The organism is Hyphomicrobium sp. (assembly GCF_036833075.1).
GTDB lineage: Bacteria > Pseudomonadota > Alphaproteobacteria > Rhizobiales > Hyphomicrobiaceae > Hyphomicrobium_C.
Window position 1 is genome coordinate 1 of the sequence record NZ_DAITQL010000072.1, and the last position, 21,394, is coordinate 21,394.

A 21,394-nucleotide genomic window follows, 5' to 3' on the forward strand; every position below is an offset into this window, starting at 1 on the left:
ATTACCAGCAGATGTTCCCGAAGGAGGCCTCCGCAGCGCTGACCCACGACGATGCAGTGCACAATGCGCGTGCGCGGTGGGAAGAGTCCTACGCTGCCTTCCAACGCACCGCTTTCCTGCAGGGCCAGATCGCCGACGGGATCGAGAATGACACGCACCTTCTCGGCGACGCCCTGAGCCGCTCGCGCGATGCGGCCGGCGCACTGGAAGCCGCGCAAGCCGGAAACGAGCTCACGGGACTCGGCGTCAAACAGTCTCTCGCGCTCCAAGGCCTGGTTGCGGCTCAGGCGCGAGCCGAAACCATTGCGCGCGCACGGGAACTCGCAACCGAGGATGAAGGTCGGCAACGGTTCAAGTCGTTCGTCAGGACGGATGCCGGCTATGCCTCGAGAGATTGAGGGCCGTTAAGTTACTCAAGGAACAATTATCGTACCATTGACGCTTCGCAGAGCGTAGGCACACTAGCAAACCTCGTCGCATCGCTTCTGTCGGCGATACAGCTCACTTCGGGTCGTGACAAAGCGGCGTGTTCGTGCGTCCGTGACGTTTCTAAGTTGACATTCACGAATTCGAGTATCCGCGCGATCGCGCCATCGAACTCGATGCACGTCTTCCAGTCGCGCTAGGTTTTGAGCGCTGCGATCGCCAGGGTCTAAGCCTCCCGTGGAGTCGGCTAATAGCCTTCGCCCGCAGCGGCAGTCACACCCTTTCGCCGGAGTTTCGGTTCTCCATCCAGCCCATATACGCAGTGCGCTGCGCAAGCGGCACGTGACCGTCCATTGATCGTCCTCTAGCATTTCCACAAGCCGCACATCGACCTACCGCGAGGGCCGCCGCGTGCGTCCCGTGCTAACGGCCGCCGCAGCCAGCGTGTTGTCGGCCTTGACAGAAACGCGATCGCCGACCGCTCCAACGTATACCAAGGTCGATGAGGGACGTCTGACGGCGTTTAGCAGTGCAGAGCCTATGCATGCCTCACGATTGAGGTTTTCAAAGTTCCGATGAGATCGCTAAGCGCAATCTTGAGAGCCCCGTTGATCCCGTGCGCCTCGAATGTCTGCTCCAGATGATGCCCGAACACGACCCAGTCACCCGTCGTAATTTCGAGGTGTGCGTGTGCATCAATCATGGTTCGTCCCACATAGTGCCCAGGACCGCCAAGCACCGAGCAGAGATACTGGATCAAAAGCCGCTCTTCCTGGCGCATTCCGAGCGAGCTGCGGTCGGACCAGAATCGGCCGACCTGTGGATCCGCTTGAACGCGTCCGAGAAGATCCCGTGCCAACGCCGCAACGCGAGATCGCCCGCCGAGGCGCGCATAGAGAGAATTGGGGGCTGGCCGTTCGATCGCGAGGGCCTTCAGCCGAGACGCCAACGTGGAGGCATTCATCCCAAGAAGGTTCGCTGCCCCCTGCGGCCCTGATACGCGCCAGCCTGCGGCTTCGAGCGCGGCTATGAGATTGTTGCGTTCGAATGCGAGGAACTCCGCAGCGGTAATGTAGCCGGATTGCCCGGCTGTATCCGATGGCTCGCGTGGTATGGCGGCTAAGCGTTGCTTGGGAGCCGTCGGCAGGACGCCATCGAAATTCGGGATCTCGCCAAGAATGACGGCACGCTCTAAAACATTGCGGAGCTCGCGCGCATTTCCTGGCCAGTCATAGGCTTTGAGGCGCTCCAAGTGCTGCGGCGTCAGGCGAGGCCGTTCTCGGCGAAGCCGCCGCGCAATTTCGATCAAGAAGTATTCGGCCAGTGGGCCGATATCGTCCGGTCGCTCGCGTAGGGGAGGCAATTCAATCGGGAACGTGCTCAGGCGGTAATAAAGATCGCGGCGGAAGCGTCCCACCGACGTATCTTCAAGCAGAGAGCGATTTGTCGCCGCAACGACGCGTACATCGACGTGACGGGTCTCTTCGCAACCAACCCGCTCGAATGACATCTGCTGAAGAGCGCGCAGGAGCTTGCCCTGAAGCTCAGGGGGAATCTCTCCGACCTCGTCGAGAAACAGGGTCCCACGATGGGCCGCTTCCAAACGACCTCTCCGGTCGCGCGTGGCGCCGCTGAACGCGCCTTTCACATGGCCAAAGAATTCACTTTCGAACAAATCTCTCGGTACCGCTGCGCAATTTACGGCAACCAAAGGCCCCCCGGCGCGGCGGCTCTTTTCGTGAATCCGGCGAGCGACAAGCTCTTTGCCGACGCCCGATTCCCCAAGAACGAGGACCGTGGCATCAGTTGCGGCGACGGCATCAACTCGTTCCAGGCACTGCGTTAGGGCTGCGCTCTGGCCAACGATGGTAACGGGTTCAGCGTGCATTGCGATATTTCACAACCAGTATTGAAATATGACGATACTGGTTTCGCGAAAATTGGCAATCGCCCACCGACCGAAAGTCCCACTGCATCCAACACAATGACGTGACAGCGGAATTTCTACGCTAGGTGGATTGGCACGCAATCTGCTGTCGGAGAAGAGCCTTGCGGTACGAATGCGGGCACAAGGGAAAGGAAACACCATGCGTAGACACTATGCCTTGCTCGGCGCGCTTCTGTTGGCGGCCCAACCGACGGCTGCAGCAGAGCTCGGATCCAACGCCAATCCGCTCTCGTTCGGTAAAGACCAGACCATTGTCGATGTCTCCAAGGTCGTGTGGGGACCACTTGAGGTAGAAGGCTTGCCGAAAGGAGGTGAGATCGCGGTGCTGCGCGGCGATCTCGGTAAAGGCGAAGCCGAAGCGCTGCTACGCTTTCCAGCGGGTTATAAGGTGCCTAACCACAGCCACACCTCGGACGAGCTTTATATGTGGCTGAGCGGTGCCTTTACGCTCATTGCGCACGATGGCACGCGGACCGAGTTTGCTGGACCAACCTATATCAGCTTTCCTGGAAGCGCCCCGCCCCACGGCCTCGAATGCGGAGCGGGCGCGCCATGCGTACTCTATCTCAAGCTTTCCCGTCCATTCGACATCCAGTATTTTCCGGAGCCGCCTCCGAAACGATAGACTTCCCCCGACTGCCGGACAGTGCCGCATCGCGGCACTGTCCGGACTTCTTCAATACGAGTTCGAGCGAGAGAACACGATGACAATCAGGTCTCGATCAGTTGCACTTGTTATGGTTGCAAGTTTCGCGACCACATCCTCGGCTGATGCCACCGGATTCACCCACGTGTTGAAGCCTGGTCGCTATAAAATAGATGTCCTCGTTGAGGATCCGGCGAGCGGACGCCAGACGACCACACGGCAAGTCGAAAGATGTCTCGAGCCTCAAGCTATTGCCGGCCACGTAATTTTTGAGATGCTAAGCAACTCCCCAGCCTCTTCGTGTCCAAAATATGAAATCTGCGCGGGCGAGTTTCGCACGGGATTCATGGCGCAATGCCTAACCGGAGAACAGAACTCGGCGGTCGGGATGTTCGCGCTGGAGGCAGACGGCTTCCGCGGTCGAATTGAAATCAGGAATGCCCAGGACATTGTGACAAACGTCGAGATTCAGTATGGTGAGCGGATCGGAGAATGCGCGCGAGGTGCCCTGCCTCCCCGATGAACCTTCTATTAAAAGCGAATTGCGAAGAGCAGCGACGATGGTAGCTGCCTGGCGTGGCTTGCGCCGCTCTGACCCGCATAATTTGAAGTCCGCCGACAAATCCATACTGGGCCAACACAGCCCGTCTTCTATAAGTGCGGCTAATCAATTGGGATTGATCAATGCAGGCGTGTTGCAACACAACCCATCCGGGCGACCAGACATGAGTGATCACGATCGTGCTGGCAGACGCAAACGTAACCCATCAAGAGCCGGACTGAGAAGGATCTGACACCCCAACCGCGATGTACGGGTCACGCCGAAGGCCTGATCAAGCATATCCTCCTCGTCCTCACCTGGTTCGCCCACGCGATCGTAATCCTCGTTAGACACCACGACATGGCAGGTGGCACAGGCGAGTGATCCTCCGCACGCAGCCTCGAGTGGCAAGCCGGCGTTGCGGATCGCCTCCATGAGGCTAAGACCGGGCTTACATGAGAAGCGGTGAACTTGGCGGCCGTCATCGACCTCTATGAGAATTTCGTTTGCGGTCATCGCGCGCCTCAGACAGTCTGGCGGACTTGCGACATGAAAGCGTCGTAGATGGCGCGGGCATCACGATTGAAAGCCGGCATAAGGTGGACGACCTGTTCCTTCAGGCGCAGCGCAGCGCCGCGCCCCAACGCGGAGTCCAGTGCCGCCGCATAAACAGGGATTGACGCCCACGCAGCCACGGTCTCCTCGGTCAATTCGACATGGAACTGGACGCCATAGGCGTGGCGCCCGTAGCGAAAGGATTGAACGGCGCATCTGTCCGAATAGGCGAGAATCCTGGCGCCCGGGGGAGCGGCGACTACCTCCGCACCATGCCATTGTAAAACAGTGGCAGGATTGGGAACGCTGGCCATGACGGGATCCGTGAGCCCATCAGAACTCTTTTGGATGGTCAGAACACCGACCTCTGGCTCTCGGGCCGGTCCTACTTTGCCGCCGAGCGCCTCGGCCAGCAACTGGTGACCCAGGCATACACCAAGGAAAGGCCGCTTGAGATCTGCAACGAACCGGTGAATGGCAGCTTTTTCCTCCCGGAGCCAGGAGAATTCATCCTCCTGCCAAACGTCTTGCGGTCCGCCCATCACCAGCATGAGATCGTAACGAGAGACATCCGGGATGTTTTCGCCCTGATCGAGTTCAACCGTGTCCCACGACAGACCTTCTCCCTGCATGAAATCTCGGAATATACCGGGATGCTCGACGTCGACGTGTTGGAGGACGAGTATTTTCATGTCTGACCTTAAGCGCTGACGGGGCGCGGCACGCCGCGGTCCGTGGAATGTTGGAAATGATAAGGCTTGTCTGGGTACGCGTAAGTGAACGCTGATCGAGCCGCGATCGCTGCCTCAGAGAACCCGGTTACAAGAAGCTTCTCTTTGTGGGCATAGAATGCGACGTCGCCCGCGGCGAAGATGCCGGACGCGCGTGTCGACATGGTCAGCGGATCACACGGGATCGTGCTGCCCTCGATCCCGAGCCCGAACTCGGAAAGCGCGCTGAGATCTGACGAAAGTCCAAAAAAGGGCAAGAGCACGTCAGCATCGAGCGTTTCGCGCTTCCCGTCCATATCTTCAATCGTGACCGCTTCGAGGCGCTGTTCGGCGGCTTCGAGCGCAGAGATCTGAAACGGAACGCGGAGATCGACCTTCTTGTTGTCGCTAAGCTGCAACAACGCGCTGAGCGAAGCTGGTGACGCGCGAAATTTCGCCCGCCGATGAACCAGAGTCACCGACGCCGCGATGTCAGAAAGGACGATTGCCCAGTCGACGGCGCTATCGCCTCCGCCAGCGATGACAATACGCTTTCCGCGTAGTTGCTGCGGATCCGTCACCCAATAGTGAACCGAGGTCCCCTCGAGCGCTTCGATACCAGCCAAAGGAGGGCGGTTGGGGCCGAAGGCGCCAGGTCCCGCGGCGACAATGACCGCGCGTGTGAGGATTTCGTCGCCCTTCGACGTCTGAATGAAGAACCATCGGTTATCGCGGCGTAGCCCAGTGGTAAGGGTGTCCAGGCTGAACTTGGGTCGGTAGGGTTTGGCTTGCTCCCGAAGACGGGTGATCAGTTCGCGTGCCCGCACTGACGGGAACCCAGGAATGTCGTAGATGGGTTTCTCGGGATAGAGCGCGATGCACTGCCCGCCGATCTCCGAGAATGCATCCACCACATGGCAGCGCATGCCGAGCTGACCGCATGCGAAGACAGTGAACAAACCTACAGGACCCGCGCCAACAACCAAAATGTCGGATTCGTACTTCCAGCTCATGCGCGAATGAGCTCCGCCTCGACACCATGCACGGCCGTGCTGTCGGCGATGTCAGTCCGAAGACCTGGGTTAAGCACATTCACGTTGGCATGCCCGCCAGCGTGATGCGGCCAATGTCCCTTATGAACCAAGGCCACACCCTGCGGCACGTCGGCGGAGATCGCGACTTTCAATGTAAGACGGCCTGCGGCGGTGGCTAACGTGGCGGTGTCTCCATCTGAAAGGCCCCTTTCTTCGACATCGGTGCGGTTGAGGAACATCCTAGGCTCACCGATACGTGAGCGGATACGCTCGTCGTTTCCGTAGCTCGAGTTCATCAGCCACTCAGAGGCTGGCGACAAGACGCGCAACCGATTTACGCCGGGAGGGGCATCGGCAAAGGCGTAGGGCGCTGCAGCGTGACCCGCTGCCGCAAGACGCGCGCTCACGATCTCAATGCGTCCTGAAGGGGTGGCAAACTTGAGGTCCTCAAACTGGACCTTAGGCGTCTCGTAGAGGTTTGCCGTACCGAGGCGCTTCAGATCGTCGAACGTCCCAGGAAAGGTCGTTTGTCCCAGCAGGCGGTCTATCATCGAACGATCGCTTTCGAAGAGCTCAGGATCTCGATAATCCATAGCGGCCGATAGTCGTCTAAAGATCTCCTGATTGGGCAGCGCTTCGCCCAACGGCTCTGCCGCCTTGGCCTGTGCGGAGACGGTGTTGTGAAAGTAGGGAAATACGATGTCGTCGAACTCGAGGAAGCTGGCCGCAGGAAGCACGTAATCGGCATAAGCCGCGGTATCGGTCATGAAGATGTCCGTCACGACTGTGAACAGATCTTCCCTCTCGAGAGCTTGGCGCAGCTTCGACTGATTTGGGCTCGAGGCTGCGATGTTGTTATTCCAGGTGAAGAGCGTAGAAACCCGCATCGGATCTGAGAGATGATCGGCAAGATCGATGTGACTGATGGATAAGCCGTCGTCGGGTCGTAGCTCCGGCGCCATCAGAAAACTCATATCGACGCCGCGGGTCTCCGGCCCGTTCATGTAGCAAAAGCCTGCCCCTGGCTTGCCGATTTGCCCGGTCGCTACCGCTAGAAGAGCCAGCGCGCGAAACACATTGCCGCCCGTAGGCTGACGCTGAACCCCCTGGCCGAGCCAGAGAAGTGATGGCCCAGACCCGAAGGCCAACGCGGCCTCCTCAATTAGTGCCTCGGGAACTCCGGTGATCGCCGATGTCCAGGAGAGTGTCGCTCGCGCGATATCCGCTTCAACCGCCTCGAAACCGCTGACATGCTCAGCAATGAACGAGCGATCGAGCAGTGCCGCGCGGTTCAGAACGTGGAGCATGCCGAACGCGAGCGCCGCATCCGATCCGGGCCTCAACTGAAGATGAAGCGAAGCAATTTTCGCAGTGTCGTGGGCGATCGGATCCACGACAATGATTTTAGCGTCGGATTTCTTGATCCAGCGCGTGTGCATGTGCGGCGCACTGGTGGAAGGATTTGCACCCCACACCACAAGCGTCTTTGCGTTCGACAGCTGCTCCGGATCGAAGCCGGTTAGCGAGGTGCCAAACATCTCCGCCAGCACCACGTGGCCCGCCTTATTGCACACCGTGTCGGGATCGACCTCCGTGGCACCTAATTTGTTGAAGAAGCGGATCGGAAACCATCCGGCTACCATGGAAACGGTTCCGGTGTAGTGCGTGTGATAGATCGAGCGAGCCTCACGGGTTGCGAGAGTATTCTTTAATCGCCCCGCAACATCGCCAAGAGCTGTTTCCCAACTGACTGGCTCAAAGACACCATGTCCTTTCTTTCCGGCACGCCGCAGAGGTGTTTTGAGACGCTTTTCCGGGTCAAGATAGACGCCGTTGTAAGCGAGCGCGCATTTCCCGCAGAGTCCACCCATGCTGACGTGATGGTCCCGGTCGCCGAGCACCTTGTAGACCGCCCCATCGCGAACTAGCGCGGAAATTCCGCAGGCATCGTAGCAATCACGAGGACACGTGGTTTTCACGACCACCTTCTCACTCGACATCGGGTTCTCGCTCCAAGCTCGCATCGACATCGCTATTGAATAACAAGAAACTGGATTGCATTATCCGGCCACTTTGGCATGCTGGGGCAGACCACTTTCATGCGGGACAAATTTGCTGGCTCTTTGATCCATCTGCTCGAAGAACAAGCAGACACGGGGCTCAATCTTGCGACGCGCATTCAGAATGCGATACGGAGACTGATCGTCAGCGGAGCCTTGAAAAGGCAAGATCGGCTACCATCTTCCCGGACATTGGCAACGGAACTCGGTGTTGCTCGCGACACGGTTGAAGCTGCCTATCAGCATCTTGAGAGTGAAGGATTTCTGAAACGCCTGCACGGGAGCGGCACCTTCGTTGCGGACTCGAGATCAGACCTCTTGCACAGCCCGGCTCAGAACAGTCGGAGTCGGAGGGCCGAGATTGCGCTCGCCAGCCGCGGAAACGTTATCCTCGAGCTAGGCGGCGTCCGTGATCCGGGCGCACGCGCGTTTGCAGCCGCGATGCCGGATATGCGCGCATTTCCTGCAACGGTATGGAACCGTATCGCCTCGCGCGTCATGCGTGAGCAACAGGAAGCCGTTCTAAACTATTCAGACCCACAAGGTCTCGGATCCCTGCGAGACGAGATCGCGCGTTATCTTGCAGCACATCGTGGCGTGCGGTGCTCTGCCGAGAACATCGTTGTGTTGACGAGTTCTCAACAGGCGCTTGCGATGATCTCCTCGTTGCTGCTCGATCCAGGTGAGACCGTCGCCGTAGAAGATCCAGGATATCCGGGCGTCAAGGCCGCGCTGCGAATGGCCGGTGCCCAATTGCTCCCTATAGGCGTCGACAGTGATGGCCTCAAGGTCGATGCTCTCTCGCGCCACCGTGTGCCGATTCGCGGTGTGTATGTCACACCTTCGAATCAGTATCCGACCGGAGTGACCTTGAGCCTTGACCGCCGTATAGCATTGATAGAGTGGGCGCGAAGAAATCGGTCATGGATCATTGAAGACGACTACGATAGCGAGTATCGCTACGCGGGCGCGCCGATCTCCTGCATTCAAGGCTTGGATCCTGCCGCGTCAGTTCTTTATGTCGGTACGTTCACCAAGACGCTATTTCCCGGCGCGCGGCTCGCCTATCTGGTGGCACCGGCGCATCTCGTGAAGGCGTTCGTTACGGCACGCACGCTAGTGGATGGGCATTCGGCACTCTTGAATCAGGCCGTGCTCGCTGAGTTTATGGCGTCCGGACATTTCACGGCGCACATTCGGCGTATGCGCCAACTCTACAAAGGACGTCGCGACGCGTTTTTGGAAGCTTTCGCTCGATATCTCAGTCCTTACGCTTCATGCGGCGTCGCAAATGGCGGATTTCAAATCACTTGTGATGTGCACGATGACGTCGGCGAAGCCTCATCCATCGCCACCGCGGCAAAGCTTGGTGTCGAGCTTCCTTCGCTTCGTCGTCTGTATCTGGCACGCCCACAACGGTCGGGATGGGTCATGGGCTACGTCGCGCTCACGCCGCAAGACGTCGAGGGGGCGATGTGCAAACTTGCGAGGTCACTTGGCGCCCGATCGTCGACGAGTCGATGACGCACGGCCAAGCTGGAACTCGTTACCAGACCAGTGCATCATGGATTCCGATCGAGGCGATGCGTAAGCCAAGCGGGGATTGCGCGGCGCGAGATCATGTGACGGAACCGCATCTGCCGGATTTTGGAGCCTTCTCGCAGTCCGGCGGTTGGGTAATCGGCGGCAAACGTCGCGATGTTGGCCACCATCGATTGTTCGGATGAGAATCGGCGCAGAACTGTGCGATGCATCAAGCTGTATGAGCTACACGTAGCCGTGACTAATGATGAATGCAGCTCCAAACCACGATTTCCGCAGCAACAAACGAAGTGTCATGGCTGCGAACAACTCCTAGCGTTGGGTCCTATCAAGTCAACGAAGGAGATGAACATGACTAAAGAAAATGAGAACAAAGCCATTGTCGAGGAGTGGTTCAAGAAGTTCTGGGGCAATCCCGTCGACCTCAGCGTCATCGACAAGCTGGCCGACCCTGACGTGCTAGTGCACTATCCGATGCACGGGCCCATCCGCGGCCGCGACGCCGTGAGGAAAATGATGAGCGAATTTCGCGCCGCATTTCCAGATCTCAACTTCTGGGGAGTAGGCGACCTCATCGCAGAGGGCGAGTATGTCGTCGGCCGTTGGGACGGTGGCGGGACGCACACCGGACCTGCCTTCAAGGATCTTCCGGTCGGCGCGCTGCCGGCCAATTCCGGCCGCAAGATGAAGTTCAGTGGCACCACGGTGTTCAAACTCCAGAACGGTAAAATCGTCGAGGAGATCGGCGAGGAGGGTGCTCTGACCGCTCTTCAGCAGCTTGGTCTCCTCCCGGACGGCAATTGGCCGACGCGCAGTGCGGCTTGACGTAATCAATTACCAAAGGGACGGCCTCGGAATTATCACCGGGGTCGCTTCCCCTAGTGGTGTCCCTCTCAGAGTCCAGATTGCTCGCGCGCGAGAGCGACCTTAACGTCGGCATCATTGCGAAGACGGCGATAATAAGCGGTCAGCGTGTCATAATCGCTGAGATCAACTTTGACCGCATGCGCCCACCTCAGCACGACGAACAAATAAGGGTCGGCAATTGAGCGGTCGGGACCGGCGATCCAGGGATTGTCTTGCAGTTGCTGGTCTAGGACGCCGAAATGCATTCGCAGCGTCGAACGCGCATGCGCTAAAATTGCTTCCTTCGAGCTGTCGTTACCGATGATCCGCTCGGGATGCAGCAGGGGTGAGAAGGCCTTGTGCACATCGGCGGCGATATAGGCGAGCCAGCGATTGATGATGGCGCGGCGTCGAACAGAACCATCACCGTTGAGATGCGCGCCCGGATAACTCTCGGCCAGAAAATTGAGGATGGCCACGTTCTGGCTCAGGACCCAACCGTCCTCGGTGACGAGCACCGGTACGGTGCGGGACGGATTGAGTTTGGCGTAGGCGACGGAGTTGCGCAGCCGGTCATCGGCCCTGATGAGCCGGTAGGGAGCGCCGATCCACTCAAGCGCGATCTGATCGCCAAGTGAACAATAGCCCGGGTAATAGTAGAGAGTGAACATGTGAACCGTACCGAGAAAGGGGCGGACGCGTGATCGCCACATCCGCCCCCGCGAAGGCTATTTGCAGTTCGCGCCGTTGGCGGCAATGGTCTTGATGTTGGCAAGCCCCTTATCGAGGATGCCATCGATAGCCTTGGTGACCTCTTGCGTCTTGGCGGCATCTCCATTAACGCCGAACGAGACCTCCCAGCGGAGCAGGCTTTCGCCATCCGTGGTGCTCTTCTCGACCCAGATCTTGCCAGTGTGATCTTTCAGCGGAAGCGGAGCCTCAGTGATCGAATAGGTGTAGCTGAGATCGTCGACGTCAGTCAGCTTCTCGTGCACCTTGCCGCCGCCCTCTTTGAGGGTGAGGACGCGCCAGACGACACCATCTTTCATCGACTGGGTACAGCCCGAGAAGTCCGGATGCCAATCCTGGATCGAGCAGAATTCATTGGCGATCTTCCAGATCGCTTCGGGCGTGCCTTGGACCGGGAGCTGCTTCTTGATCTCGACAGCGTCGGCAGAACCTGCCGCGAAGCTGAGGGTCAAGGCGATGGCCGCGAGCGTTGTGGTCTTCATAGTGTTCCTCCGGATATTGAAAACGTGTGAGGAGCTTTTCGCGGTTTCCCCAACACAGGGCGATCCGTTTCTTGCTGCCGAATCCGAAGCTCGCTACCGAGGGCAATCGCCGATGCGTCGACCCGACTGGCTCTCGCGCATGGTCATATTTTTCCCTCCCATGCGTATGGCGAGCCGCCCTTCGAAGGCATGGGGCTCAAGCGTGTAGGTAGCGGACGCGCGGCCGGCATTTATTCCCTCGCAGATGATGTCGAAGCTGAGTGCTGCGCCGGCCTCTTGCAGGTTTGTGACCGGACAGTGTGCCAATTGGATGTTGCCGCTCAGCAGGAATAGGCCGCGGCTGCGGCCCTCGCCGGTGCCCACGCAAATCTGCACCCTCTTGCGCGCGTTGAGATCCTCCATCGCGCCCATGTCGAGGCTAACGGAGACCTCGTAGAGACCATCTTCGAGAACATGGGCCATCTCCGCCTGTAGGGGGACGGGCGCGGCGAACACGATGGACGCTCCGAGAGCTGCCGCGATAATCCGAAATTTAGTCATGCGTGCGCTCCATTTGTGAGCGAAGTTCGAGAATGGCATGCGTCAGATCGCTGTCGGGATCTCGCAAGCCGTTGAGAATAGAGAAGTGATCGGCCTCAGCGATCTCGATCAACGGCCCCGGAGCACCTGCGGCCCGCCGGAGCGCGGAGAACCCTGCAGCGCTGGCGATGATTGCAGGCAGCTCAAGGGACCCGTACGCAACAACGAACGGTTTAGCGATGACGGGGCGCCGTATTGGCGAAAGATCCCTTATCTCCGTACCTGCGAGCTGGAGCTTGACATTGAGATATGTATCTCGCAGGGGCGCGAGCTCGAAAATGCCGGAGACGGAGATGCCGGCCAAGACCGCGGGATGGGCGAGTGACAGTGCTGCCATTAGGCCCCCTGCCGAGGATCCCGCTACGATCAGCGGACCGCTAAGGCCATACTGGCGGCGATGGCGCGTCAGCCAATCCAGGGCGGCGCCGATTTGACCGATGATCACTCGTAGCCCCACATCGGGCGCCAAGGAGTAACCTGGAATGGCGACGGACCAACCGTGTGCGGCAACGCCTTCGCCCAATACGGCGAACATCTCGCGGTTGTTCGCTTGCCAATACCCGCCGTGGAGATAGACGAGGCACGGAGCTTCTGGATCGGACCCGGGGAAGAGATCGAGACGCGCTCTTTCGCGCGTCTCGTAGGGCAGGCTCATCGTCGCCGCGAAACGTGCACGCAGCGCCTTCGACTCCTCGGCAAAGCGCGCAAAAAGCGCGCCGCCTGTCGGGGCAGCAGCGGCGTTGTTGTACGCCGCATCCCGGTACGCTTGCAGAACGGGTCCGATGTCCAAAGGCACGACCTGGCTCACGCCTTGGAAGGGAACATGTTGTGCGATGAGCCGAGCAGATTGTTGGGATCGTACTTCTCCTTGGCGGCCTTGAATGCGCTCCATGCAGGGCCGTAGTGCCGTTCCCAATCTTCCGGAGAGAATGGAATGGCGCTGGTCGTAAGGCGCGTGCCTCCAAGGTCGCGCGCCTCTTCGTAAAGCGACCGGTTGATGGCGAGGAACGCCTTGACATCGGCGGAGTTGGGCAGCACGCGATTGAACTGCGTCCGGTAGATGAACTCCTCGTTCGCGACGCGAGCCAGCGGACGCTTCTGGGCATCTCGTCGCCAGATCGAGAACCATGGCGCGATATAGCCGGAGCGTTCTGGCTCGCTCAGCGTCTTCCTGACGAATGTATCGAACTTGGATGCGGGCACGGTCAGGTAGAGCGACGGCTTCGGTGCATCAATGCAACTGTAGCAGGACTCGGCACGACGGTAATATTCCTCGTACGTCCAGGTCTTGGGCTCCACGCTGGAGAAGCTCAGACCCTTCTTCAAGTCATCGAGCTTTGGCGCATTGGACGCATCATAGAAGGCGCCGCCTTCCACGTAGTATTCGAGGCCGCCGAAGGGATATGTCCGGCTCCTGAGGTCGAGGTGGTTGAACCGGCCGTCCTTCGCAAGGAGTGCCAGATCGTGGGCCGCGCGCAGCGCATCGTCGTTGTAGAAGAAGCGAATGTAGAGCACGTGCGTTGGCGCGGCGACGAGTTTCATCACTGCGCGCGTGACGATGGCGCACTGTCCCATGCCGCTGAGCACAGCATTGAAGAGATCGGGGTGCTTCTCCTCCGAGCATCGCATCAGCTCGCCGGCACCCGTGACCACCTCGAGCTCCAGCGCATTGTCGACCATGAGACCCTGGTTCCAGGTCGTTGGGCCAAAGCCGGCGGTGCTGAGCGAGCCGCCCACTGACAAGAAGGTGTCGTTAACGACGGGCAGGGTGCGCTTTGTGTTTGCGGCCTCGGCCATGACGGGGCCCCAGGTCGAGCCGGCGCCAACCTCGACCCTATCGTCGTCGAGGATCTGCAGCGAGTCGAGCGCGGTCATGTCGACAAGCACGCCCTGGTCGATTTGTGCCTGACCGAACATGGAATGGCCCATGCCGCGCACACCGACCTTGATGCGCTTGCGGTTGGCAAATTGCAGCAATTTCACCAGATCGCTCGTCTCGCGTGGAATGAGGGCAGCGTCCGGGGTTTTGCGGATGATCTTGCCAAAATCATCGGCGTATGGCGCGCGGCTGGCGACATCACCAACGATCTCGCCCGAGAGGTCGGTCAGGCCGCTCGCGAGTTGATCCGCCAACGGGGATGCCGCTCCTGCTCGGGCGAGCGGCACCGAATATGGCATTAGCGCGGCGCCTGACGCCGCGCCCGCGAGCAATCCTGCAAAGGTTCGCCGCGAAATCGTCGTATCCATGTGCGCTGCTCCTTGGGTGTTGGTTTTTCCGTTGACGGGCAAACCATCACGGCAACGCAGCTCGCGCGATCCGAATCTTGCCGTCAAATCCAGAGCGTGAACGCTTGTTTCAGGCGCCCATTAAGGTCGCAACATGAGCGGCGGTGGATCGGCCGAGCGCATCAAGCTCGTAGCCTCCCTCGAGCATCGATACGATGCGGCCCCGACAGTGCCTGGCGGCAAGGCTCATGAGCTCGGCTGTGACCCATGCGAAGTCTGCCTCGAAGAGGCGCAGGTGGGCCAGCGGATCGCCGTCGTGGGCATCGAATCCTGCGGAGATGAGGATCAAATCCGGGCGGAACGCATCGAGCGCCGGCAGGATGCGCTCCTTCATGGCCGAGCGGAATGCGATCCCTCCGTCGCCGGCTTTGAGCGGCGCGTTGAAGATGTTTCCCACTCCGGTTTCATTCAGAGCGCCGGTGCCGGGAAACAGCGGCATCTCGTGCGTAGAGCCGTAGAATAGACTTCGATCAGACCAGAATATCCGCTGGGTGCCGTTGCCGTGGTGCACGTCGAAATCTACGACCGCAATCCTTTCGGCGCCGTGGCGGACACGCGCGTAAAGCCCGGAAATGGCGACGTTGGAGAACAAGCAGAAGCCCATGGTCCGCTGCGCTTCGGCGTGATGTCCGGGCGGACGCACCTGACAGAAGACCGCCTTGATCCCCGACGATGAATCCATAACGGCGTCGACACCCATAAGGCCCGCGCTTACGGCCCGCATCGCCGCTTCCCACGTGCCGGCGGCGACGACAGTGTCGCCATCGAAACTGAAGGGGAGATGGGCCTTGTCCAAGGCCGCCGCGCGCACCCGCTCCAAGTGCTGGCGGTCGTGCGCACGCAGGATGGCTTCCTCGGCATCATCTCTGAGGGGCGCTTCACGGCGCACCAGAGCAGCGAACCTCGGGTCTGATAGGGCCTGATCGATCGCGCGCATGCGAGCGGGCCGCTCAGCGCTCAATGGGCCGGGATCGTGGCCTGCGAAAGCGGGATGAGAAATCAGCATCGTAGGCGCGACCGTGGCATGCGCTGGCGGCGACGAGATCGCAAGGGCCGCCGCTGCGCTTGCAATGAGTTCACGCCGAGAAAGGACTAAGCTAGCATCGCAGCCGATCATTTTATCCGTCGGATACGGGTTGCCTCCAACGCGTAGATCTCGCCTGTCTCAAGCGCAAGCGCGCGCCCCCCCTGGGGCAACAGCGACCAGCGCGCGACGCCAGCTTCCACAAGCTCGTCCATGGCGCGCATCACGAGCCGCTTGTCACGAGAGACGTGTTCAGTCAATGAAGAACACATTGCGTTTGCTCGTTTTGCGCGACCACCTGGCAACGGATTAGCTCGTCTCAGACCAGAATTGCAGGATGGCGGAATTGACCTCGCTGGCGCGCTCATCTGGCAGGAAGAGGCGACCACCTGGAACCTCGACGCGGCGGAGCGTACCTGGAATGGTATCTGCGAGCCATCGGGACCATTCGGCACCGAAGAATATGTCACCCGTCCCCCAGACTATGAGCGTCGGCACAGTGAGAACTTCAAGTTTGCCTTTGATGCGCAGCGTCTGGACGTTATCGAACGCGAGAATGAAGCGCTCCAGATCGTGCAGCCGGGCCGGATTTGCGAGATAGGGGGTCAGGTATGCGTCGATCGTCGCGTCCGTTACGGCTTGGGGATGCTCATAAGCGCCGCCGAGGCCATCCGGACCGCGGAAAAGGGCCTTGTCGTCGGCCATGCCGCGCAGCGTTGCCGCCAATCCGCCGTTCGCGACCATGTCGAGGAAGCCCGAAAAATCCTTTGGCGGCCAGTTATCGTGAACGTCGCCGTTGGTGAGCGTCAGCGATCTGAGCCGCTCCGGGTGGTTGGCTGCGAAGATCTGGGCGATGCCGGTGCCGCTATCGTTGGCGACGAGATCAACCATGTCGATGCCGAGCGCATCGAGCACATCGAGCAGCATTTGGGCTTGGGCGTCGAATGAGACGTCCTGCTGCGGTGCGATTTCGGAAGCGCCGTGGGCCATTAGATCGACGGCGATGCAGCGGCGAATCGCCGAGAGCTCTGCGAGCTGGTGACGCCAGAGATAGGAATTGACAATGACACCGTGTACGAACAGCGCAACCGGCCCGGCGCCCTGTTCCTCGTACGCGATGCGACCGGATGGGATTGCAACAAATTTTCTCTGAGACATGACCGATACTCCAGCTTGAATCCGTATTTTGGGTGGGTTCTAGGCGAAGCATCCGAAGTCGACACCCCGTTCCTTGCTGTCAAATTCGGTGTTCGCGCGCTCGGGAATTTGAAAGCAAGAAACGGGGCGCAGTCCCGACAGTGATTGGGTAGAGGATCAAACTCTGTCCAGCTCGAGTTAAAATGGAGACATTTCCATGCCGCGACGACTGCTATTGATCCTGTTGGGCCTAGCGCTGAGTGGCTCCGCTCAGGCGGGTGATCTAATTTTACCCGTGCCGGGGGCCTACGAAGTGGAGATGCGCCTTGAACTGCCACACGTAGAGGACATGGCCGTCTCCAAGACCGCGACGATCTGTGTCACGGATTCGGAGACCCACGGTATCGCGGTCTTGAGCGACAACAATCCCCTCACGCGCTGCCCCGCCTCCAACATTCGCCACCAGGGCGACACGCTGACCTTCGACCTCGTTTGTGAAGGACGCAATCAAGCGATTGCCTGGGCGAAATTCACGCTGGGTCCCGATCGGTTCCGAGGAGCCTTTGACATGAAAATGGGTGGTAAGAATATGACGATGTCGGAAAGGCAATCCGGTCATCGCGTGGGCGACTGCAAGACCGGCGCGCCGCCTTCCTGACGAGCCCTCAGATCTGCTACGATTGAAGTCTTCGAGTTTGATGACAAGGAACGGAGTGATTACGGACCGATCATCTCCTATTTTTCGGACTGCGATGACAAAGAAAGCGAAAAAGATGATCCGGACGCTGGAAAAGACCGAGCCCTCGCGTGTGAGGGATCCGCAGCATCAGTATTGGGATGCGGTCAAGAGACGGGATCGCAGTTTCGACGGCACCTTCTATTATTCTGTCGCGACCACGGGCGTCTATTGTCGTCCGTCCTGCCCGGCGCGGCTTGCCAAGCGCGAGAATGTTGTCTTTCACGCTACTTGCGCGGATGCGGAAGCCGCTGGGTTTCGTCCTTGCAAGCGCTGCACACCCAATGAGCCATCTCTGCACGATCGCTATGCCACCAAAGTGGCAGAGGTGTGCCGCATGATCGAGGACGCAGAGGAGCCGCCGAAACTTAGCGAGCTTGCAGCGGCTGCGGGTCTTAGCACCTATCATTTTCATCGCGTGTTCAAAGCCATTGCGGGCGTGACGCCCAAGGCTTACGCGATCGCGCATCGACAAAAGCGATTGCGCGACAACCTTAAGCGGACCCACACCGTGACCGAAGCGATCCATGAAGCAGGTTTCAACTCGAGCGGCCGTTTTTATGCCAATTCGTCGGAAGTTCTCGGCATGACGCCGCGGGAGTTCCGCTCGGGCGGCGCCAATGCTGAAATGCGCTTCGCGGTTGGGGAATGCTCACTCGGGTCCATCCTCGTTGCCTCGAGCGAGAAGGGGATCGCAGCCATACTCCTGGGTGATGATCCGGAAGCCCTCGTACACGACCTTGAGGATCGCTTTCCTCAGGCGAAGCTGATCGGTGGAGACCGCGCCTTCGAGGACGTGATGGCCAAGGTGGTCGGGCTCGTGGAAGAGCCGGAGGCGGGGCTAGATTTGCCTCTCGATATGCGAGGCACGGCGTTTCAGCACCGGGTTTGGCGCGCGTTGCGTGAGATACCCGTCGGCACCACGGCGACGTATGCGGAAATCGCCGAACGCATCGGGATGCCCAAGGCTGTTCGTGCCGTGGCTGCAGCCTGCGCCGCCAACAAGATCGCCATCGCCATCCCTTGCCACCGTGTCGTGCGCACCGACGGTTCGCTGTCGGGGTATCGCTGGGGCGTTCAGAGGAAGCGGGCGCTGATTGCGCGCGAAGCCAAATCCGGGGTGAAATCATGAGCACCACGCTCCGCAGACCCACGGCGAATGAAGTGGGACCTATAGTTAACTGGGCTGAAGTCAGCAAGTCCCTCGACGCCAAGGGCTTTGCGGTCCTATCGGGTCTGCTGACACCGGGAGCGTGTCGAGACATCGCCGGCCTCTATGAGGAGGACGCGCTGTTCCGCAGCCGGATCATCATGGCGCGCCATGGCTTTGGCAAAGGCGAGTACAAGTATTTCAACTATCCCCTGCCGGATCGGCTTCTAGAGTTGCGCACGGTCCTCTATCCCGAGCTCGCGGACATCGCCAACCGCTGGAACCGGGAGATGGGCATCGCCGTGCAGTACCCTAAGTCGCACGCGGCCTTCCTCAAGCGATGTCATGACGCCGGCCAGATGCGACCCACACCGCTGCTCCTCCAGTATGTCACGGGTGACTATAACTGCCTGCATCAGGACCTCTACGGCGAGCATGTGTTCCCGCTGCAGGTGGCGATCCTGTTGTCAGAACCGGGGCGTGATTTTGAGGGCGGCGAATTCGTGCTGACAGAGCAGCGCCCGCGCATGCAGTCACGGGCTGCCGTGGTGCCACTGCGACAGGGCGATGGCGTGGTGTTCGCCGTCCACCACCGCCCTGTAAGCGGCACGCGTGGAACATACAAGGTCAATCTGCGGCACGGCGTGAGCGAGATCCGAAGCGGGCGCCGTCATACGGTGGGCATCATCTTCCATGACGCGACCTGAGCTGCGAGAGGAAGGGAAGGAGCTGCACATGTCCGAACACATTCGATATGCGTGGGGAACAAGTTCCCTCGGCGATTTCTTCGCCGCCGTATCCGACGTTGGCGTGGTAGCGTTCGAATTCGCCGAGAGGCGTGAAGATGTGGAAATAGTCCTACGTGCGCGGTTTCGCGGCGCGATTGTAACCGAGGAGCCGGCCTCCCTCGTCGACATCGTTGGAAAGCTCGCTGGCGTGGTCGAACATCCCGCGCAGGATCCAGGTCTGACGCTTGATGTGCGCGGGACAGACTACCAGTTGCGTGTCTGGGACGCTTTGAGGAGCATCCGTGCAGGCGAGACGGTGACCTATGGAACGATCGCAGCCGCGATGGGCACCCCGCGCGACGCGCGCGACGTCACTGCCGCAATCGCAGCGAATACGATTGCCATTCTCATTCCCTGCCATCGCGTGGTGAAGAAAGACGGCTCTGTGTCCGGCTATCGCTGGGGTGTCAAGCGCAAGCGCACGCTGCTGTCGCGCGAGCAAAGCGGGGCAGCCTTCAAGTTGACTGAGGCTGCATGACTGGCGGCGACACGACGTTTGATCTGTTCCAAAGCGATCATCAACCTCCGGCACGGCGGGAACTCAACGTCGGCGCCGTACTTTTGCGGGGCTTTGCGCTTGAGGACGCCCCCGCGGTGATGGAAGCGTTTCATGCCGTCACGACAGCGGCGCCGTTCCGTCATTTTGTGACGCCCGGCGGTCAGGCCATGTCGGTCGCAATGACCAATTGCGGTGAGTGCGGCTGGGTATCGGACCGGAGGGGATACCGATATGACAGGCTCGACCCTTCGACTGGAATTCCGTGGCCGGAGATGCCGGGCGCGTTTCACTCACTCGCAGAACGAGCGGCGCAGGCGGCGGGGTTTGTGAACTTTCGACCCGATGCCTGCCTGATCAATCGGTATGTTCCCGGCGCGCGCCTGGCGCTTCACCAGGACAAGAACGAGCGCGACTTCCATGCTCCCATCGTCTCCGTGTCACTCGGCCTTCCGGCAAAGTTTCTGTTCGGAGGCTTGGAGAGAGCCGACAAGCCGCAGCGCATGATGCTATACCACGGTGACGTCGCGGTCTGGGGCGGGGCATCGCGACTCGCTTTCCACGGTGTCGACGCGCTGAAAGATGCCCACCATCCGCTTCTTGGACGCTGCCGCATCAATCTTACCTTCCGCAAAGCGCTGTAGGGAGGCACGGTTGGGGGGAAAGGGCGTCGAACAGCGATATGCTAAGGCCACGGCGTTTCTGATGGGGATCGACGCCGATTGGGAGAGGGCGATTTCTGTTATCGGCCCTTGCACGCACGACCCGAAGTCGGCCCGGGAGCCTTACGAGGCGCTCATCCGTGCGGTTGCTTATCAGCAACTGACGGCGAAGGCCGGCGATGCGATCATCGGCAGGCTTTGCGCAATAGGAGCCAAGACTGGCTTTCCAACTCCCTCGGCTGTTATTACCGCGCGACCGGATCTTCTACGGGCGTGCGGTTTCTCACTCACCAAAGTTGCGACCATCAAGGCCATCGCCGAGGGTGCCCGATCGGGATTGGTCCCGACCGGCAGAGAGGCAAAATCCATGGCGGACGATGTTCTGATCGAACGCCTGACGGCCATCAAAGGCATCGGTCGGTGGACCGTGGAAATGCTCCTCATGTATACGTTGGAGCGCGGAGACATACTTCCCGCTGATGATCTCGGAGTGCGCGAGGGATATCGTCGTCTCAAGGGGCTGCCAGAACCACCGAAACCAAAAATACTTCGCGACATCGGTGCAATTTGGGCACCCCATCGCACCGTGGCCTCTTGGTATCTGTGGCGTATTCCGAAGGGTTAGCTACATGCACTGCAATACGCGAGCAAACTCCGCTTGGAGGGCTTGGAAGTCGCCGTTCGCGTAATGTCTCCCCAGACGATCGCCAGATAATCCGTCAGCAACGGTCAAGAGGACAACTAGGCGGAGGTTCCGCTGAATTCGGTGCTTAGACTTGGCACTGCTGTCTCCGATGCTGCCACCAAATATCGAAACTAGGTCCCAAACAGGGCATGCGGTCGCCCCTAGCACACACGCATGGGCAACGCTCGTCGTACTCGCCCGATCTTCCCTTCATTCTACCTAAAGCTCCCGATTGCTCCCGCGAATTGCGCCGTTTCCTCATTCACTCAGGATCAACCTTTTGAGCATCATCGCCTTGCCCGATCGCCTCT

Annotated in this window: 21 protein-coding genes and 1 pseudogene; 10 read left to right on the top strand and 12 right to left on the bottom strand. The window is 59.7% G+C overall.

Going from position 1 to position 21,394, the window contains the following annotated elements; genetic code table 11:
- A pseudogene (locus V7082_RS17035) lies at positions 1-398 on the top strand (hypothetical protein); the annotation flags it as partial.
- A 566-nt stretch (positions 399-964) separates the two neighbouring features.
- On the opposite strand, the gene V7082_RS17040 reads toward V7082_RS17035, so the two are convergent.
- Entirely contained in the window at positions 965-2,314 is a 1,350-nt protein-coding gene (locus V7082_RS17040; protein ID WP_334150469.1) for a sigma 54-interacting transcriptional regulator, read from the bottom strand.
- 199 nt (positions 2,315-2,513) lie between these two features.
- Between V7082_RS17040 and V7082_RS17045 the strand changes: the two genes are divergently transcribed.
- Entirely contained in the window at positions 2,514-2,999 is a 486-nt protein-coding gene (locus V7082_RS17045) for a cupin domain-containing protein (RefSeq protein WP_334150471.1), read from the top strand.
- A 754-nt stretch (positions 3,000-3,753) separates the two neighbouring features.
- On the opposite strand, the gene V7082_RS17050 is transcribed toward V7082_RS17045, so the two are convergent.
- Genes V7082_RS17050 through V7082_RS17065 form a run of 4 tightly spaced genes read right to left on the bottom strand, consistent with a single transcriptional unit; the run spans position 3,754 to position 7,860 of the window.
- Positions 3,754-4,077 (bottom strand): 2Fe-2S iron-sulfur cluster-binding protein, encoded by a 324-nt coding sequence (locus V7082_RS17050; RefSeq protein WP_334150472.1) that lies wholly within the window; start codon positions 4,075-4,077, stop codon positions 3,754-3,756.
- Between the two features lie 8 nt (positions 4,078-4,085).
- The gene (locus tag V7082_RS17055) at positions 4,086-4,808 is read right to left on the bottom strand and encodes a type 1 glutamine amidotransferase (RefSeq protein WP_334150474.1); all 723 of its coding nucleotides are present in this window, start codon (positions 4,806-4,808) and stop codon (positions 4,086-4,088) included.
- A gap of 8 nt (positions 4,809-4,816) precedes the next feature.
- Positions 4,817-5,839: an NAD(P)/FAD-dependent oxidoreductase gene (locus tag V7082_RS17060; RefSeq protein ID WP_334150476.1), complete on the bottom strand. Its 1,023-nt coding sequence runs from the start codon at positions 5,837-5,839 to the stop codon at positions 4,817-4,819.
- Complete coding sequence (locus V7082_RS17065) at positions 5,836-7,860, bottom strand: molybdopterin-containing oxidoreductase family protein (RefSeq protein ID WP_334150478.1); 2,025 nt, start codon at positions 7,858-7,860, stop codon at positions 5,836-5,838. Before V7082_RS17065 ends, V7082_RS17060 begins: the two co-directional genes overlap by 4 nt.
- A gap of 78 nt (positions 7,861-7,938) precedes the next feature.
- Here V7082_RS17065 and pdxR point away from each other — a divergent pair, with 78 nt between their 5' ends.
- Both pdxR and V7082_RS17075 read left to right on the top strand, forming a co-directional pair.
- Positions 7,939-9,444, top strand: a complete 1,506-nt coding sequence (pdxR, locus tag V7082_RS17070; RefSeq protein ID WP_334150480.1) for a MocR-like pyridoxine biosynthesis transcription factor PdxR — start codon at positions 7,939-7,941, stop codon at positions 9,442-9,444.
- Positions 9,445-9,813: 369 nt separating this feature from the next.
- A complete protein-coding gene (locus tag V7082_RS17075) occupies positions 9,814-10,287 on the top strand; it encodes an ester cyclase (protein WP_334150481.1) in 474 nt (157 codons plus the stop codon).
- A 68-nt stretch (positions 10,288-10,355) separates the two neighbouring features.
- Here V7082_RS17075 and V7082_RS17080 read toward each other — a convergent pair whose 3' ends face one another.
- From V7082_RS17080 to V7082_RS17110, 7 genes are all read right to left on the bottom strand, one after another.
- The gene (locus V7082_RS17080; RefSeq protein WP_334150483.1) at positions 10,356-10,979 is read right to left on the bottom strand and encodes a glutathione S-transferase family protein; all 624 of its coding nucleotides are present in this window, start codon (positions 10,977-10,979) and stop codon (positions 10,356-10,358) included.
- 57 nt (positions 10,980-11,036) lie between these two features.
- A complete protein-coding gene (locus V7082_RS17085; protein WP_334150485.1) occupies positions 11,037-11,540 on the bottom strand; it encodes an SRPBCC family protein in 504 nt (167 codons plus the stop codon).
- A gap of 93 nt (positions 11,541-11,633) precedes the next feature.
- A complete protein-coding gene (locus tag V7082_RS17090) occupies positions 11,634-12,080 on the bottom strand; it encodes a DUF3617 domain-containing protein (protein WP_334150486.1) in 447 nt (148 codons plus the stop codon).
- Entirely contained in the window at positions 12,073-12,927 is an 855-nt protein-coding gene (locus tag V7082_RS17095) for an alpha/beta hydrolase (protein ID WP_334150488.1), read from the bottom strand. The genes V7082_RS17090 and V7082_RS17095 overlap by 8 nt, the downstream gene beginning before the upstream one ends.
- Positions 12,924-14,366, bottom strand: coding sequence for an FAD-binding protein (locus tag V7082_RS17100; RefSeq protein ID WP_334150490.1), 1,443 nt, complete (start codon positions 14,364-14,366; stop codon positions 12,924-12,926). Before V7082_RS17100 ends, V7082_RS17095 begins: the two co-directional genes overlap by 4 nt.
- 109 nt (positions 14,367-14,475) lie before the next feature.
- Positions 14,476-15,522: a histone deacetylase family protein gene (locus V7082_RS17105; protein WP_334150491.1), complete on the bottom strand. Its 1,047-nt coding sequence runs from the start codon at positions 15,520-15,522 to the stop codon at positions 14,476-14,478.
- Between the two features lie 216 nt (positions 15,523-15,738).
- Positions 15,739-16,587, bottom strand: a complete 849-nt coding sequence (locus tag V7082_RS17110) for an alpha/beta fold hydrolase (protein ID WP_334150493.1) — start codon at positions 16,585-16,587, stop codon at positions 15,739-15,741.
- Between the two features lie 196 nt (positions 16,588-16,783).
- Between V7082_RS17110 and V7082_RS17115 the strand changes: the two genes are divergently transcribed.
- The 6 genes from V7082_RS17115 to V7082_RS17140 all read left to right on the top strand — a co-directional run bounded on the left by V7082_RS17115 (position 16,784) and on the right by V7082_RS17140 (position 21,023).
- Positions 16,784-17,224 (top strand): DUF3617 domain-containing protein, encoded by a 441-nt coding sequence (locus V7082_RS17115; protein WP_334150494.1) that lies wholly within the window; start codon positions 16,784-16,786, stop codon positions 17,222-17,224.
- A 115-nt stretch (positions 17,225-17,339) separates the two neighbouring features.
- The gene (ada, locus tag V7082_RS17120) at positions 17,340-18,434 is read left to right on the top strand and encodes a bifunctional DNA-binding transcriptional regulator/O6-methylguanine-DNA methyltransferase Ada (RefSeq protein ID WP_334150501.1); all 1,095 of its coding nucleotides are present in this window, start codon (positions 17,340-17,342) and stop codon (positions 18,432-18,434) included.
- The gene (locus tag V7082_RS17125; RefSeq protein WP_334150495.1) at positions 18,431-19,159 is read left to right on the top strand and encodes a 2OG-Fe(II) oxygenase; all 729 of its coding nucleotides are present in this window, start codon (positions 18,431-18,433) and stop codon (positions 19,157-19,159) included. The genes ada and V7082_RS17125 overlap by 4 nt, the downstream gene beginning before the upstream one ends.
- Before the next feature lie 28 nt (positions 19,160-19,187).
- Positions 19,188-19,718: a methylated-DNA--[protein]-cysteine S-methyltransferase gene (locus V7082_RS17130; protein WP_334150497.1), complete on the top strand. Its 531-nt coding sequence runs from the start codon at positions 19,188-19,190 to the stop codon at positions 19,716-19,718.
- The gene (gene alkB / locus V7082_RS17135) at positions 19,715-20,380 is read left to right on the top strand and encodes a DNA oxidative demethylase AlkB (protein WP_334150498.1); all 666 of its coding nucleotides are present in this window, start codon (positions 19,715-19,717) and stop codon (positions 20,378-20,380) included. Before V7082_RS17130 ends, alkB begins: the two co-directional genes overlap by 4 nt.
- A gap of 61 nt (positions 20,381-20,441) precedes the next feature.
- The gene (locus V7082_RS17140) at positions 20,442-21,023 is read left to right on the top strand and encodes a DNA-3-methyladenine glycosylase family protein (RefSeq protein ID WP_334150500.1); all 582 of its coding nucleotides are present in this window, start codon (positions 20,442-20,444) and stop codon (positions 21,021-21,023) included.
- Positions 21,024-21,394: the final 371 nt, after the last annotated feature.

Excerpts from the sequence above, each read along its gene's own strand:
- V7082_RS17040 (WP_334150469.1), bottom strand. The coding sequence starts at position 2,314 with ATGCACGCTGAACCCGTTACCATCGTTGGCCAGAGCGCAGCCCTAACG.
- V7082_RS17045 (WP_334150471.1), top strand. The coding sequence starts at position 2,514 with ATGCGTAGACACTATGCCTTGCTCGGCGCGCTTCTGTTGGCGGCCCAA.
- V7082_RS17050 (WP_334150472.1), bottom strand. The coding sequence starts at position 4,077 with ATGACCGCAAACGAAATTCTCATAGAGGTCGATGACGGCCGCCAAGTT.
- V7082_RS17055 (WP_334150474.1), bottom strand. The coding sequence starts at position 4,808 with ATGAAAATACTCGTCCTCCAACACGTCGACGTCGAGCATCCCGGTATA.
- V7082_RS17060 (WP_334150476.1), bottom strand. The coding sequence starts at position 5,839 with ATGAGCTGGAAGTACGAATCCGACATTTTGGTTGTTGGCGCGGGTCCT.
- V7082_RS17065 (WP_334150478.1), bottom strand. The coding sequence starts at position 7,860 with ATGTCGAGTGAGAAGGTGGTCGTGAAAACCACGTGTCCTCGTGATTGC.
- pdxR (WP_334150480.1), top strand. The coding sequence starts at position 7,939 with ATGCTGGGGCAGACCACTTTCATGCGGGACAAATTTGCTGGCTCTTTG.
- V7082_RS17075 (WP_334150481.1), top strand. The coding sequence starts at position 9,814 with ATGACTAAAGAAAATGAGAACAAAGCCATTGTCGAGGAGTGGTTCAAG.
- V7082_RS17080 (WP_334150483.1), bottom strand. The coding sequence starts at position 10,979 with ATGTTCACTCTCTACTATTACCCGGGCTATTGTTCACTTGGCGATCAG.
- V7082_RS17085 (WP_334150485.1), bottom strand. The coding sequence starts at position 11,540 with ATGAAGACCACAACGCTCGCGGCCATCGCCTTGACCCTCAGCTTCGCG.
- V7082_RS17090 (WP_334150486.1), bottom strand. The coding sequence starts at position 12,080 with ATGACTAAATTTCGGATTATCGCGGCAGCTCTCGGAGCGTCCATCGTG.
- V7082_RS17100 (WP_334150490.1), bottom strand. The coding sequence starts at position 14,366 with ATGGATACGACGATTTCGCGGCGAACCTTTGCAGGATTGCTCGCGGGC.
- V7082_RS17105 (WP_334150491.1), bottom strand. The coding sequence starts at position 15,522 with ATGATCGGCTGCGATGCTAGCTTAGTCCTTTCTCGGCGTGAACTCATT.
- V7082_RS17110 (WP_334150493.1), bottom strand. The coding sequence starts at position 16,587 with ATGTCTCAGAGAAAATTTGTTGCAATCCCATCCGGTCGCATCGCGTAC.
- V7082_RS17115 (WP_334150494.1), top strand. The coding sequence starts at position 16,784 with ATGCCGCGACGACTGCTATTGATCCTGTTGGGCCTAGCGCTGAGTGGC.
- ada (WP_334150501.1), top strand. The coding sequence starts at position 17,340 with ATGATCCGGACGCTGGAAAAGACCGAGCCCTCGCGTGTGAGGGATCCG.
- V7082_RS17125 (WP_334150495.1), top strand. The coding sequence starts at position 18,431 with ATGAGCACCACGCTCCGCAGACCCACGGCGAATGAAGTGGGACCTATA.
- V7082_RS17130 (WP_334150497.1), top strand. The coding sequence starts at position 19,188 with ATGTCCGAACACATTCGATATGCGTGGGGAACAAGTTCCCTCGGCGAT.
- alkB (WP_334150498.1), top strand. The coding sequence starts at position 19,715 with ATGACTGGCGGCGACACGACGTTTGATCTGTTCCAAAGCGATCATCAA.
- V7082_RS17140 (WP_334150500.1), top strand. The coding sequence starts at position 20,442 with ATGGGGATCGACGCCGATTGGGAGAGGGCGATTTCTGTTATCGGCCCT.